The sequence below is a fragment of the Sphingobacterium puteale genome, from assembly GCF_050986225.1.
Taxonomy (GTDB): Bacteria; Bacteroidota; Bacteroidia; order Sphingobacteriales; family Sphingobacteriaceae; genus Sphingobacterium; species Sphingobacterium puteale.
Map to the genome: position 1 here is coordinate 2018431 of NZ_CP158959.1, position 15431 is coordinate 2033861.

The 15431-nt window shown below is 43.8% G+C and carries 10 protein-coding genes; 5 read left to right on the forward strand and 5 right to left on the reverse strand.

Translation table 11 applies throughout. The annotated features are described in order from the left end of the window. The first annotated feature begins 3 nt into the window (after positions 1 to 3). From ABTV71_RS08290 to ABTV71_RS08310, 5 genes are all read left to right on the forward strand, one after another. Positions 4 to 3042, forward strand: coding sequence for a SusC/RagA family TonB-linked outer membrane protein (locus ABTV71_RS08290; protein WP_433902872.1), 3039 nt, complete (start codon positions 4 to 6; stop codon positions 3040 to 3042). Between the two features lie 121 nt (positions 3043 to 3163). Continuing rightward, positions 3164 to 4813, forward strand: a complete 1650-nt coding sequence (locus ABTV71_RS08295; RefSeq protein WP_433902873.1) for a RagB/SusD family nutrient uptake outer membrane protein — start codon at positions 3164 to 3166, stop codon at positions 4811 to 4813. A 26-nt stretch (positions 4814 to 4839) separates the two neighbouring features. Further along, the gene (locus tag ABTV71_RS08300) at positions 4840 to 5826 is read left to right on the forward strand and encodes a metallophosphoesterase (protein ID WP_433902874.1); all 987 of its coding nucleotides are present in this window, start codon (positions 4840 to 4842) and stop codon (positions 5824 to 5826) included. Between the two features lie 877 nt (positions 5827 to 6703). Continuing rightward, positions 6704 to 7018 (forward strand): hypothetical protein, encoded by a 315-nt coding sequence (locus ABTV71_RS08305; protein WP_433902875.1) that lies wholly within the window; start codon positions 6704 to 6706, stop codon positions 7016 to 7018. Positions 7019 to 7028: 10 nt separating this feature from the next. Beyond that, complete coding sequence (locus tag ABTV71_RS08310) at positions 7029 to 7121, forward strand: hypothetical protein (protein ID WP_433903700.1); 93 nt, start codon at positions 7029 to 7031, stop codon at positions 7119 to 7121. Between the two features lie 48 nt (positions 7122 to 7169). Here ABTV71_RS08310 and ABTV71_RS08315 read toward each other — a convergent pair whose 3' ends face one another. The 5 genes from ABTV71_RS08315 to ABTV71_RS08335 form a co-directional block, all read right to left on the reverse strand. Continuing rightward, positions 7170 to 8642, reverse strand: coding sequence for a redoxin domain-containing protein (locus ABTV71_RS08315; protein WP_433902876.1), 1473 nt, complete (start codon positions 8640 to 8642; stop codon positions 7170 to 7172). 11 nt (positions 8643 to 8653) lie between these two features. After that, a complete protein-coding gene (locus ABTV71_RS08320) occupies positions 8654 to 10057 on the reverse strand; it encodes a RagB/SusD family nutrient uptake outer membrane protein (RefSeq protein WP_433902877.1) in 1404 nt (467 codons plus the stop codon). 13 nt (positions 10058 to 10070) lie between these two features. Continuing rightward, entirely contained in the window at positions 10071 to 13571 is a 3501-nt protein-coding gene (locus tag ABTV71_RS08325; RefSeq protein WP_433902878.1) for a SusC/RagA family TonB-linked outer membrane protein, read from the reverse strand. A gap of 30 nt (positions 13572 to 13601) precedes the next feature. Next, complete coding sequence (locus ABTV71_RS08330; RefSeq protein WP_433902879.1) at positions 13602 to 14708, reverse strand: FecR family protein; 1107 nt, start codon at positions 14706 to 14708, stop codon at positions 13602 to 13604. An 88-nt stretch (positions 14709 to 14796) separates the two neighbouring features. Further along, a complete protein-coding gene (locus tag ABTV71_RS08335) occupies positions 14797 to 15360 on the reverse strand; it encodes an RNA polymerase sigma-70 factor (RefSeq protein ID WP_121126801.1) in 564 nt (187 codons plus the stop codon). Positions 15361 to 15431 lie beyond the last annotated feature (71 nt).

The following is a 15431-nucleotide window of genomic DNA, read 5'->3' on the forward strand; positions in this document are numbered from 1 at the left end:
GATATGCTCAAAAAAACTAATCCACAAAAAAAGAACCTGCTTGTTCTTGCGCTGCTTTCTGCTGGACTGGGTCATGTACATGCCCAGCAGGATCAAGTGAAGGGAGCTGTACAGAATGAAAGAGGTGAATTTCTTCCGGGTGTAAGCGTGAAGGCTATCCAGGTAAATGGAGGCCAAAGCGTGACGACAAGTACAAATAGCCAAGGCTTATTCCATTTTCAGAACTTAGTCGAACGGGGTGGGTATCAATTTGTGTTTTCCGCCGTCGGGTTTCAGGCGGACACCTTATCGGGTTTCGTTATTGAGGCCAGAAAGCCATTGTCGCTCAGTGTAAAACTGCAGCAAAGTTCGGTTAAACTGGATGAAGTTGTCATCGGCTATGGCCGTGTGTCCCGAAAAGACGTAACCAGTTCGATCAGCACCATCAAAGCTGAAGACGCCAATGTTGGTGTATTTACTTCGCCAGCGCAGATGCTTCAGGGCAAAGTGGCGGGTTTAACGATTTCGACGAACAATAGTAATCCCAATGCAACGCCTTCCATCAGCCTCAGAGGAGCTTCAACATTGCGTAGTGGTGAAGCGATGGAACCTTATTATGTTATTGATGGTGTCCCCGGGGCGTCTCTGGCCTTGATAGCGCCGGATGATATCGCGTCCATCGATGTGCTACGGGATGCTTCAGCTACAGCAATTTATGGATCCAAAGCAGCTAATGGTGTTATCATCGTTACCACCAAACGTGGAAAATCAGGTCAGACAAACATCAGTTACAATGGTTACCTGGCGATAGACAAAGTTGCTAAACACTACGAGATGATGAATGCAGCGCAATATCGCTCGTATGTTAAAGACAATGGTTTTTCCATGGAGCCCACGGATGATCTAGGGGCCGATACCGACTGGCAGCGTGAAGTGGAACGAATAGGAGTGTCTAATAACCATAATATTTCAATCCTGGGTGGAACCGAAAAAACTCAATATAGCATCAGCCTTAATACGATCAAAAATAACGGTGTCATTAAGGGAACGGATATGGGGCGGCAGATCGCCCGGGCTTTTTTGCAAACCAAAGCGCTTAACGACCGGTTGACTGCTTCCTTTAATATCAATGCGAGTATCACCAAACAGAACGATGTACTCGCCCTGGATCAAGGACTCAGTGTGTATGATGCCATGTACTACTATCTGCCGGTATCTCCTGTCAAAAAAGATGATGGCTCCTGGTTTGAAAAACCTGACCGCTCACAATATGCCAATCCGGTATCGCTGATCGAGGAAAATACAAATTTTTCCAAAACCAAAGTACTGCAAGCGCATGCCAAATTGGGCTATGAAATATTGCCGGGACTGAAGTATAACATTGATCTTTCCCTGCAAAACAGGCAATTCAACAATGCGCAGTACAACTCCATGTTTTCAATGGCTGCACGCGGACAAAATGGCAAGTCTATCCGTGCTGCGGTAGAAGACGAACGCAAAGTGATGGAAATGAACCTGAACTATGAAAAAACATTTGCCGGTCAACATAAAGTGTCGGCTCTGGCGGGCTACTCCTGGGAAGAGAATAACAACAACGATGGCTTCCAACTGACGACGTCCGATTACTACAATGATGATTTAAGTTACTATAATCCGGGAATGGCGAATGTGGTCGATCTGCTGGGCTTTGGAAATTATTATCTTTCGACTTTGCGCATGATCTCGGTCTACGGACGGATAAATTACGCCTATAACAGCAAATATCTATTCCAGGCCACAGTACGGCGCGATGGTTCATCAGCTTTTGGTACCAATAACCGTTGGGCCACCTTTCCTTCGGTATCTGCCGCATGGCGGCTTTCTGAGGAATCCTTTATTCGTGAAATGGGGATTTTTGATGACTTAAAGTTGCGTGCGGGATATGGTGTAAGTGGGAATTCGCTCGGCTTTGATGCCTTTACCGCACAAAGTGTCCAGGGGGCATCTTCGAAGTTCTTTGATTATGTGAATGCGCAAGGCTTGATAAGTCCATTGCGGACATTGCAGGTACTGCGAAATAGCAATCCGGATCTAAAATGGGAAACTACCAGCATGATCAATCTCGGACTGGATTTTGGATTCGTCAATAATCGCCTCACGGGATCATTGGAACTGTACAAGAAGAAAACAAATGATCTGATCTACGATTATCAGGTAAGCCAGTCGAAATACATCTTTCCGATACTGACAGCCAATGTGGGCGAAATTGAAAACCGGGGGATTGAGCTTACACTAAATGCAAAAGCTATTGATAAAGAGCAGTTCAAATGGAATACTGGACTGGTACTGTCGCATAACAGTAATAAGGTCGTGAGCATTGCCAATCAGCAGTTCACTCAGGATTATATTGAGCTTTCGGATCTAGGTGGGGCCGGTCAAAGTAATTTTTTTCAGCAGCGTTTGACGCCGGGTGCGCCCATCGGGCAATTTTATACCTGGGAATGGGCTGGCTATAACGATAATGGTGTGTCTGTATTCTATGCGCGGGATGAAAAGACCGGTGAACGTATCGGCGAGACCACGATCACCCCGCAAAAGAAAGATCAGACCGTAACGGGAAGTCCGCAGCCTAAATTGACGCTGGGCTGGAACAATAGCCTATCCTATAAAAGCTTTTCTTTAACGGGCATGTTTCAGGGAACCTTTGGTCAGAAGATCTTGAATGCTACGCGTGCACGCCATTCGAATGTCGTCGGAAATGCAGGCCAAAAAAATCTGCTCGCCAGTGTACTGGAGACTGAACGGATGACGGACATCAATGCGCATTACCTGTCAGATCGCTATCTGGAGAATGGAAGTTTTCTACGTTTGGCCTACGTCACGCTAGCGTATAACCTACCGGTCAAAAATATACCTGTGAAAAATCTTAGGGTCTATGCCACAATGAACAATGTGTTTGTACTGACAAAATACAAAGGGATCGATCCGGAGGTGGGGCTGGGCGGATTGACACCCGGGATCGATAACCGGCAGACCTACCCCCGTACGCGCACTTTTATGTTTGGCCTAAATTTTAATCTTTAAGACATTGATCAATGGAAGGTCCCCTTTCGAAAGATTTTTACAAGATCGAAGGAGACTGGGGATGGATCGAATCATTAAATGGATAACAGAGCATAGCAGGCTCATCAAATAATATTTAGATATGAAATCAGAATTTTTTATTCGTTTATTCACACTATCGGCTTTTGCCTTTTCAATAGTTTCTTGCACCGATCTGGATGTTGATATAAAATCACAGCATACGGAGTTCCCCAACACCGAGCGTGCCGCCGAAGCGATTTTGGCCGATGTATACGCGGCCTACCGCGGAGCACTGGGCCGTGACCACTGGATGATTCAGACGCTTTCTGCAGATGAGGCCGTCAGTGTCGCTATCGGTACGGATTATTACGATGGTGGGCGATACCGTGAATTTCACCTGCACAACTGGACCGCAGACAATGGTTTGCTGCCCAGTATATGGAATTCGGCTTCGACCGGCATCACCCTGGCCAATAATGCGATTACGCTGTTCGGTGCCGACAAAGCCGAATTTACTGCCCCCGCACGTGCCATACGTGCATATTATTATTTTATACTGATGGATAACTTTGGTGCAGTACCCTTGATTACCGGGCCCATCGACGCTGTACCTGAGCGTTCCAGCCGGGCTGACGTCTGCCGCTTTATTGAGTCTGAATTGTTGGCAGTAAAAGAGCAACTGCCGACTGTAGTGTCCATGGCAACCTACGGAAAAGCAACAAAATATATGGCTGAAGCGCTGTTGGCAAAATTGTACCTCAACTGGAACGTCTACACGACGGCGGATGTAGCCAGCTATTCGCCCGCTACCCCGAATCAGAAACTAAATGATGTTGTTGCCCTATGCGACGAGATCATTGCTTCTGGTCAGTTTAACCTCACGAGTCATAAGTTTATGGCCAAATTTCGCCCTGACAATGGGTATCAGATCAAGGATTTTATTTTCGCCGTGCCCTTTGACCGGGAAAAACAGCAAGGGATGACCTATGCACGTTTTTGGATCCACCGCAGTGGGCAGAATCAGTTCGCCCAATTGCCGCAAAGTGTAGGGGGCACTTTTCGTGTGTTACCATCTTACCTGGACAAATTTAATTTGGAAGGAGACGAACGCAACGCATCGTATATCGGTGGCAAGCAATACTATTGGTCTAACTACGCTGAAGATAAAAGCCGTCCTTTCCTGATCAAAACTTCTAAACGTGGTATAGATCAGGATTATAAAGGTGCCGATGCTGACGTGCAATTTGACTGGCAAATGGAAACCTCGCGGGATATTGTCTTGCGTCCCGATGGTGCTGCTACATTAAATGCCGGCAATGACCAAAAAGGGCGGTCCATGGGATATCGCTCCATAAAATTCTATATGGACGTAGCCGTGACCTCAGCTAATCAGCGTAATCAGAGCAATGACGTACCTGTATTTCGTTATGCTGATATTCTGTTGATGAAAGCCGAAGCGATACTTCGCGGTGCAACCCCCACAAACGGCCAGACACCACAATCTTTGGTCAATCAGGTTCGCGCTTATGTCAATGCACCAGCGCTGACGGTCGCGCCGGGGCTACAGGATATTCTGGATGAACGCGCACGGGAATTTGCGGATGAATCCTGGCGTAGGAATGACCTGATCCGTTACGGTAAGTTTGAAGATAACTGGGGCTTCCGCTCACTTTATGCTGCTGGAATGAGCGAAAAATTCCGCCGTATATTTCCGGTACCGACTACCGTATTGAACGTAAACACCCATTGGAAGCAGAATCCTGGCTATTAAATTGATCTATGAAACGCAGAACTTTTATGAAAAATTCCCTCGGCACGGCGCTAGCAGCTGGCCTGGGGGGAATTTCGCTGAGCAGCTTCGGACTGGCAGAGCCGACGCAGCTTGAAAGCGAGGATATACAGCAATTATTCAAACCAAAAGATGACTATGATCTTCATTTTATAGCTGTCGGGGATTGGGGACGCAATGGCGCTGATCACCAGCTCGCTGTAGCACAGCAAATGGGGAAATGGGCCGATCTGCATGCCAATGATTTTATCATCTCTACAGGTGATAACTTTTATCCTTCGGGGGTAGTCAGTGAGCATGATCCCTTATGGCATTATTCGTTTGAGAATATTTATACGGCATTTTCATTGCAATGGGATTGGTATCCGATCCTGGGTAACCATGATTACAAATCCGATCCGGATGCACAGGTCCGCTATAGTGGTATCAGCAGACGCTGGAAGATGCCCGCACGCTACTATAGCAGGATATTTAAGCTCAGGGATGATAAAAAGGTATTAATGGCATTTATTGATACGAATCCGATGATCCCCGAATTTTATACCAACAGTGAATATGGACCTCATGTGGCAGGACAGCAGCCCGAAAAGCAGCTGGAATGGTTAGATCAGCTGTTGGGAAACTCGGATGCCCATTGGAAAATTGTTGTTGGTCATCATCCATTATATACGGCCGGACCACGTACCGATAATTACGATACACTTGCCGTGCGAAAGGTATTGGAAACGATGTTTGAAAAACGGGGGGTAGATATTTACCTCTCTGGGCATGAACATTCACTACAGCATCTAAAAGTGGAAGGAAAGAAGTTTCATCAGTTTATCTCGGGTGCAGGATCGGAGATAACCCCGGTCAAAAATAATCTTCCTTACAGCCGTTTCGCGAGGGATCAGTATGGATTTTTCTACTTTTCGATAAATGCAGAAGGGCTGAAATGCCAGATTATCGACTACCAGGGCCACGAGATATATCAATTTAGCCTGCCCAAATCGTAGCGAATCTAATACAGGAAGCCGTGAACGGATAAAATCAGTATCGGTAGCAAATGAAGAATAGTGAAAAAGACAGAAAATTTTTAAAACCTTTTGCACTGACGACGGGATTTCGATACCGTAGGCAGTTGATTTAATTGTATTTTTTATAGGCTAGGGATTGATTCCCTAGCCTATTTTATTTTAGTTTTTAAATAGATCTTGCGGTACTGCAAAAGTTAACATTTGTTCATTGTTTCAGGAAGTGAAAAATTGCAATTTTAAAAATAAAATGCCTGAAGCTATTTTGCCAATTGTTTTTTTGATATCCCTCTTCATCTTAAAGATGATGATCAAGGAATATCGTTTCGCGTTAGCAGCGCGTTTTGCAATGACTATCATGTTGCTGGCGACGGGAATTGCGCATTTCGTTTATGTCAAAGGGATGGTCTAGATGATTCCGGAATATATACCTTTTAGACCTACCATTGTCTATGTCACTGGGATCGTTGAAATAATAGCGGGAATGTTGCTACTGGTTCCTAGATGCCAAAAAAAAGCAGGGGTTTTCCTTATCTTATTTTTCGTTTTGTTACTGCCTTTTAATATTTATGCAAGCATGCTACATGTTGATATGGAAAATGCTAATTATGAGGGTGCTGGTTTGCTCTATTTGTGCTATAGAATTCCATTACAGGTATTTTTTATGGCATGGGTTTATTTTTCAGCATGTAGATACTCTTAGTGCTTCACTCTTTTTCCTTGTTCACACACAACACGAATCTTAAAACGAGTACGACGAATGTTAAATGACTACCCATTTCAGGGATGAATATTTTTATATTTAAAAAATTCATTATTTATTTCTTTTATATAAAAACACCTCTTACTCGTACTAGTTATGCTAGTAAATACACTAGCGATGGCGCAAAATGCAACAGCCGAGAAACATTTGCACAAAGCATTTGAAGCGATAAAAAACCGCGATGCTAAGGCTTTCAAAACATTGTGGCCCGATCAAAAAACATTTTCCGAAATCATTATCAGCAGTGGTGATTTTGATGCCCGTACGTCTGACCTAGTCGAGGTGTACAACGAAAGCAGATATTATAAAATGATGGGAAAAATATTGGAAGATTTTTGTGAGGTTAAGAATGGGGAAATCAACATAACTGTAGGTGGAAAACCAGGAAGTGCCACCTCGGGTAACATATGAGTTGACGGAAGTGGCCAAAGAATTGATTCCGATCTGGGCTCAACTTAGCCAGTGGGGAAACAAACGCCGGAAACTGCTCCATGAGCACGAAGTGAGTGAATAAAAGTAGGAGCTGTGTATGTCTGCCTCTGGATAGAGGCAGACAAGATTATTAGCCTTTGTAAGGTTTTTTAGCGGCTTCTATCAATTCTTTCATTTCCAATTTGATATAGTCCACATTGGACGTGGATCCAGTAAGAAAGTATCGGATATTTCCTTCCTTATCAATAATAAATTTGGCAGGGATACCATTGACACCATATTGAGCTGCCATGACTTTTCCTGTCTGCGGATCTTTTTGATCGTCGTACAGCACCTCGAATGGATAATTGTTTTTTGTAATAAAGGATACAACATTTTCTTTGTAGTTCTTATCCCGCTCCCAGGTATTCATAAACAGGAATTGAACATCCTTATCATTCGCATAGGATTCTTGGGCAGCTTTCATTCCAGGAAATGAGCGTACACAAGGCTGACACCAGGTCGCCCAGAAATCCAATACTACAACTTTTCCTTTTAGGCTGGCGAGGGATACTTTTTCACCCTTTAGATTGAGGAGCTCGAAATTGGGGGCCGGTCTAAAGGTCGCCATCTCTTTGATATGGTTGCGGATGTTTTGCGTTAACTCCGCTTTCAGGGAAGCATTGAACTGCTCATAACCCTGGACGGATCCGTTTAATTCGGTATATAATCTTTTAAGATCATTTTCGACAGCAAACTGTCCTTTGGCATATAATTTTGTTAAAATATTATAGGCCTCAAGCTTTCTGCCTGTTCCTATCAGCGATTTATAGTATACCATGGCTAATCCATCCGCTTGCTCGGGCGCTGCTTTCAGCGCATTTTCGATATATTCGAGAGCTTCAGCATATTTTTTCTGCGCAACAAGAATATTTACATAAGCAGACATCGAGCTGGCATAACCCATCGATGCAAAGCGGGCTTTATTGTCCTTTTGCTCTTCTGGCAGCGTGAGGTAATAATAACTGTCATCCATTGCAGTCTTCAAAAGTGGCGCGGCAGTCGTTGTATCGCCTGCCTTTAGAAGGATCTGACCAACTGGAATATAGCCATTTCCACGCCAGAACCGTTCTTTCATTTCGCCCAAGTAATGAACAGCCTTTGGGGCATTTCCATCATTGGCAAAACTCTGCGCCAAATTGGCCAGAACGTAATCATAGGTCAGGGGTTCTTCACTGAAGTTTTTGACCGGCCATCTTTTGATCAGTTCAGTATACGCCCTTTCTTTCTCCGTTGACGTGCCTGCATTGTAGAAGACATCCGCGATAAAGACATCGCGCGTTATTGCGCCTTTTGGGTATTTTTTTTTCGCGATATTTTCAACGGTAACCATTTCGTTTTCTTTGTCCAGCGAACGGAGGATATTGATGGTCGTACGATAGTCCGCTTCCGTTTTGTAACCTTTTACTTCTGCAAGTAATGCTTTTGCCAAAGAATCTTTTTGTGCCAATGTGCCTTTTTCAATAATGGGAAGGTATTGTTCGTATCTATTCGCCGTTTGTTGTTGCGCATAACCTACTGTTGTTGCGAGCAGGAGTGCTAGTGTTAAAGCTTTTACTTTCATGGTTCTTTGTTTTATTTTTCAACATTCTGTTTAATGGACCCGTTGCCCGGATTCTCGGTTGCTCCCAATGGAAAAGGCATAATCCAGAGGTGTGATGTCGGGCTCAGTTGGACCGTCTTGCCATCAATCGTTTTGCTCAGTGTTGTCGCAAAAGCAGATTCTTTGTTGAGGCGTTTGTAATCGGCAAACGGGGTAATGGAATGAATCAATTCATTCTGTTTAAGCCGCTGTATTTTTTTAATGGCATCAGTGGCATTTTGTGCGGTTAGGTCGCTATAATTTGCTGGAAGGATCCTTGTCTTGCGCACCTTGTTGACGAGATCCATTGCCTTTTGGATATTTCCCTGCCGTGCCTGACATTCTGCGGCAATCAGATAGACTTCGACCGTAGTCAGGCCCTGTGTGTTATAGAAGCCGGTCATCGTGCTGGTATAATAGGTGTTGGGCACTACTGTACGCAACTTCCAGCGTGAAGCGAATTTACTGTCTCCTTTTTCAAATCCAGCTGCACGTTCTACCTGTAGGGATAACTCTGTGGCGGTATAGTTTGGCGATTGGCCATGTCTGAAATAGTAATTTTCGACATAGGCAAAATCCATCGGTGTCTTCTTCAACGCATAATTTGCAGGCTCTTCGATCTGCGATTTATTGGCATTATAGTAGGCTGTCCAGTCGTATAGTTTATCGTTGTATCCCAGTGCTTTTTCGCTATTTTCCAGTGCAACCGGATAGTTGTCCATTTGCAGGTAGATACGTGCCAATAATGCATAGGCGGCTCCTTTACCTGGATGGAGGATAGTTAGTCCTGTCGTAGGCAGGTTCGGGAGTGCGTCTTTGATATCCTTGATCATATAATCATATATTTCGGCAATCGTAACTTGCTTTGAAGGGGCACCGATATCAGCACTTTCAATCCATGGAACTGATAGCAATTGGCCTGCCGTTTTAGGGTCATAATCCGCCGCATAATAATTTGCTAAGGTAAAATAACTGATGGCCCGGAGTACCTTGGCGGTAGCCATTAATTGGTCCCGCTGTTGGAGCGTGGTCTCGGTCATTGCCGGTCCATGCTCCAGGATCAGATTGCAGACAGATATGCTCGAATAGGCATAGTAATAGGTGCTTTCATCGGAATTGTTGTAGATCTTCCGGTCTTCTTGTTCCTTCCAGTTATAGTTTATATCCCATAATTTATAATAGTTAAGATTGGAAGGGGAGACAAATCGATCATTGGGCAAAATAATAGCCTGGGGGATAGGAACTTGATGAACAGTTGCTTCATCGCGCAACAGCGCTTCAAAATCCGCATAGGTTTGTGGGATTTTCTTGCCTTTGGGTAATATGTCCAAATATTTATTGCAGGAAGCGAAAAACAGTACGGGTATGATCGCAAGGAGGTATATTATCTTTTTCATAAGAATTTTTAAATTAGAAGGTGAGGTAAGCGCTAAAAACATAATTCGGTGTACGATAGCCGCCCAGCATATATTTTGCGTTGCTGGATTTGGTAAACATGGCTACATTTTCAGCGTTGAACTGTAACCTTGCCTGTGTCAGGCGCATCTTTTTTATCCAGTCAGCCGGAAGCCGGTAGGCGAGACTAATATTTCGGATCTGTACATTACGAGCATCCAGGACATTGAGGTCCGCATATTGGTACACGGTGCCACTTGCTGAGTTGTAAAGAGATGTTTCTTCTGGAAATACCAAACGTGGAATATCGGTCTTTAGTTCGTCACCTTCCTGTTGCCAACGGTTGCGAATATCTTTATTCATCGGTGCAAGGGTAGTAAATGTCAGATAATTGCCGATACCCATATAAGGTAGATCTGCGTTTCTGATTTTATGGCCACCCTCGTACGTGAGCATCATCGAAAAATCAAAGTTTCTGTAGGAGAGGCTATTTGTCCAGGAAAGGGTATGCGTAGGCACTTTTGTTCCGGCGTATACAATCGATTCTAACGTCGTCGGCGTTTGCGTGGTTTTGTTCCCGTTTTCGTCATATACCTGTGGTATGCCCTGCTGATCGAGCCCGGCCCATTTGTAGGCATAAATTGCCTCGTATGGGTTTCCTATACGGGGATAAGCGTCGGGGTAATCCAATTGTAGGATATAAAATGGCGCTTTGACATTGACATAAGTAACTTTGTTCTTGTTATAAGCATAAAGTAGGTTGCTGTTCCAGCTGAAATCTTTGTTCTGCAAGACGTTGGCATTTAATGTCAGTTCCAAGCCATGATTGGTCATCTGCCCATTATTGATGGCATAGGTTGAATAGCCAAAACCTTCTGTGGGTACACCCATGGTGGAGGCGAAGAGGTCTTTCCCTTGTTTTCTATAGTAATCCAGGCTTCCCGAAATACGGTTTCTAAACAAACCGAAATCCATCCCAACATTCGTGGTGGTTGTTTTTTCCCACGAAAGTGACGGATTTGGACGGTCTGAGACTGTACCTTGTGTCCCCCCTACATGAGAGTTGGTATTATAAAAGGCTGTCATAAAAGGAGCAACATTCTGCAATATATTGCCGCCGATACCATACGAAGTTCGTAGTTTAAGTTGATTTAACCAGTCCAGTTGCATGAAATTCTCCTCACTCAGATTCCATCCGGCACCCACGGACCATATCGGTTTATTCTGATATTTCGAGCTTGTTCCCCATAAGTTTGATCTGTCCCAGCGCAAGCTTCCTGTGAAGAGGTATTTTTTGGAATAGGTATAACCAACATTACCATAAAAGGAAACAAAGCGATTGATAGATTCGTATTGACTGGCATTGTCATACTTTTGATTGAAAGAACCTACCGTACCTATTTTCGGATCGAGCATGGTGTAGGTGAGCGCATCAGGATCAAAATTGTAGAGATTTTGAAGCTGCGAACGCATCCTGTTGTTCCTGAGCTCGCTACCCAATATGGCGTTCAGACTATGTTTTTCGCCAAAGTCCTTATCGATATTGATCTGTTGCCTAAAATTAAATGCATTATTTTTGAGATCCGTTGTTTTATTGATATTGCCATTGGGCATCATTAGTGTCGCTTTTCCATCCGCAATTAACGCGAATTGATTGACTCTCGATCGCGTATAATAGGAGTTTTTCCCGTAGAGAAGCTCGAGTTTTTTATTGCTGATTTCATACTGAAAAGAGGTGGAATAGCTCAGCCAGTCTGCAATCTTCGCATTCAATTTGATGAAACTTCGGTTGGAGAAGCCACTGGACTGTTCGATATTGTTTTTTATCTCGTCCAATGGGGTGATGTCTAAGGTATTAAGGCCATATTGGTTGATGCTCTTGATCGTTGCCTGGCTCATATAATCGGCCATGTAAGCGGTATAATTACGACCGTCGCTATTTTTTAATTGATTGTAAGGCAGATAAGAAAATCCGGGTGCTAGCGCATCATAAGTTTGCCTGTCATCATCTGCATAGTTGAGAAATGAACTCATTTCTACTTCTAACCATTTATTGATCTGGGTGATATTCCGGAGATTGATGCCTAGATTTTGGTTTTTACTGAAACGGTCTTCCAGGAGGTCTTTTTTGTAGGTCGTCGAAAAGTAGAATTTGCTCTTTTCCGTACCATTGGAAAGGTTCAGGTTGTACTGCTGTGAAAAAGGACTCCGTTTGGCATATTTCGCGAGATCGTCATAATAACGATAACCCTGTTGGGAGAGACGGTCCAATTCGGCATTCATTTCGGATTCATTGAGCTGACCGGCGTATTTTTTGAGGATCGTGCGAATACCAAGGCTTCTGTAAGACATATCGTCTAAAGTACTTTGCGCCTGCGCTGGCGTCATTGTTTTTAAATTTGGATTTTGCTGAGCCCATTCCCGTTCGATGCCGATCATGTCCGCGGATGATGCCAGCCGATCCGTATTAAAATAATAGGGGTTATGTGTCAGCGTTGCTGAAACATTGATTTCAGTCCCTTTATTTTTTCCCTTTTTTGTGACGATAATAACAACCCCATTGGCTGCGCGTGCGCCATAAATGGATGCTGCGGCTGCATCTTTTAAGACGGTAATGGACGCGATATCTTCCAAATTGAGGTCAGGGAGGTTTTCTACGACGTTGCCATTGAAATCCATGCTTGTATTGTCTACGGGGAAACCATCGATAACATACAGGGGTAAGGTAACTCCTCTCATAGAAGTTGTTCCACGAAGTAGGCCATTGTGGTAACCTGCAATACGGCCTTCCAGCAAGCTTCCGAGGTTGTTGAGCCGCTGCTGTTGCAGACTATTTTTTGGTAGACTCGAAAATGCTCCTGTAGCGCGTTCCTTAGCAATGGTCTGATATCCTGTATTGATGGTCACATCAACTTCTGAAAGACTGGTATTGCTTGGCTTGAGTACGACCGTAGCAGATTCTTCATTGGCATTGATTTCTAGAGGCTCATAACCTAAGTAGGAAACGCTCAGTATGGCGCTACGAGTAGGAGAGGTCAATTCAAACTGTCCGTTTTGATCAGACTTTGTGGAGATCGTTGTGTTCTTGATCGTGACGGTAGCACCACTTAATGCTGTACCCTCAGCATTGGAAATTTTGCCGTGTAATTTGTACTGTTGGCTGGGTACTGAGGGCGCTGTGGAAATTGATTTTCTGGCAGGTGCATTTTTTAATAAAATGGTGTTTTTGACAATCTTGTACTGGATGTTGTTGGCCGTAAATGTCGCATCCAGCGCTTCCTTGAGCGAGACATCGGTAAGCCGCAGTTTAACTTTTGGAATCGTTAACTGTGCCTCATCATAGACGAAATGATAGGCCGATTGCTTCTCAATCTGTTTCATGACAGCAAGCGCTGATTCGTTATTGGCCTGAATGTTAATCTGTCCAAAACTGTAGGAACTACACAGTACCGAAAAGCCATAGAGTAGCACGGCCCTGGCTTTTTTGTTGAGCCTGGACGAATAGGTTTGTTTCATATAGGTGTTGGGTTAAGTTATCTGTTTATGCTATTGTTTTTTGAGGGTTAAATACACTTTATTGTTTTTCATGTGGCCTTGGATGTCAAAATAAGAAAGGATCTGCATGACATCGTCAAGATTGACGTTTCTAGGGATTTCTCCTGTGATCAGGCGATTTTCGGCTGCGGCTTGGTCAACGACAAAATCAATATTATACCAGCGTTCCAATTCACGGACAATATTTTTTATCGAGCTCCGTTTGAAGCTGAAAAGTCCATTTTTCCAGGCAGTAATACCGCTTATATCCGTATTTGCCTTTTGTAGATTTGCCTGTGCTAAAGTTTGTTGTCCAGGCTGTAAGATCAGTGTTTGCTGTGCTTTATTATTACGGGTGACTTTTACTTTTCCATGGACCAATGTGGTGATCGGAGTCAGGTTGTCATCGTAACTCTGGATATTAAATCCTGTACCTAGTACTTGAATTTCATCGTTTCCAACGGTCACTTTAAATGGTTTTTTCGCATTGTGTGCAACTTCAAAATAAGCTTCACCTTTTAAAATGACTGATCGTTCATTAGTAACAAATTTAGCGGGGTAACTGATGGTTGATCCGGCATTGAGCCAGACGTTGGTGCCATCTTCGAGCTGAACCTGAAATTGTCCACCACGGGGTGTTTCCAACGTTATCATTCGATTGCCCACCGCTGTGCCGAGATCTATATTGCCTGTATTCAGCTGCACGACGCCATTCTTATTGATCAGTTTGTCCTGTTGACCTAATGCGATGACTTCGCCATTGGGCAGGCGAAGTGTTGCCTGGTCATGTCCCGGTTTTATGGCGGCAAACTGTTCAGTAGCCTGTTGGGGTTCTTTTTCGGTAAGTTGCTGCTGCGTATACTGATATAGTCCAAATGCTGAGCTGAGTGTGAGGACTGCTGCTGCGGCATATTTCCATACTGCAATACGTTTTGTTTTTTGTGGAAATAAATTCCTGTCCATCGTATCAAGCTGCTCCTGGATAAACTGATCGTCCAGCTCCGTGGACGTACGCTTTGCTTTGTGCAGATAGAAGCTATGAATGATCCGCAGTTCTTCAGGCGATGCGGTTCCCGCTTTATATTTTTGGAATAGTTCCTGTATTGTTTCTTTCTCCATTCTTTAGGCGGATAGCCATAAGAAGGCTATCTAATAGTAATGACGGTCGAACAGGGAAAAGGGAGTATAAAAAAAATAAAAAAAATAATCAGAAAAAAAAGAAGGAACCAAATTTTGTCCGCAATATGCGTAGAGCGTTATGAACCTGTTTTTTAATTGTTTTTTCGGAGGTGGATAATAGCGCACTAATTTCTTTATAACTATGGCCCTGCTCGCGATTGAGTTCATAAACTTCCCGGGTACGGGGTGACAGTTTGCTCTTTTCGTGTTCGATCATCGCAGCAAGTTCTTTTTCCAGCAGGAAGTCGTCCGTATAACTGATACCCTCCTCGACAAAAGATAAGATATCCACCCGATATTTTTCTACCACCTCCTGATGGCTAAAATAGTCCAGTATTTTATTGCGGATGGATTTGATCAAATATGGTTCGAGTGATTGGCTGATTTCTATAGTTGCTCTTTTATTCCAGAGGACGAGAAAAACATCCTGAACGATATCCTGGCTTAGCTCGCTGTCTTGGGTCATTCGGTAAGCATGGCGAAACAGGAGTTCTTTATAACGATCGAACAATTCCCTGTAGGCTAACTCATCGTTGGCCTTTACAAGTTGGAAGAGAGTATCTTCTTTTAAATTGTGGTAATCGTACTGCACCGGGTTGTTGAGTTGATACTAGTTTGTAGAGCTAATTTAGGACATTGTTTTCAAAAATAAAAAACGAAAGT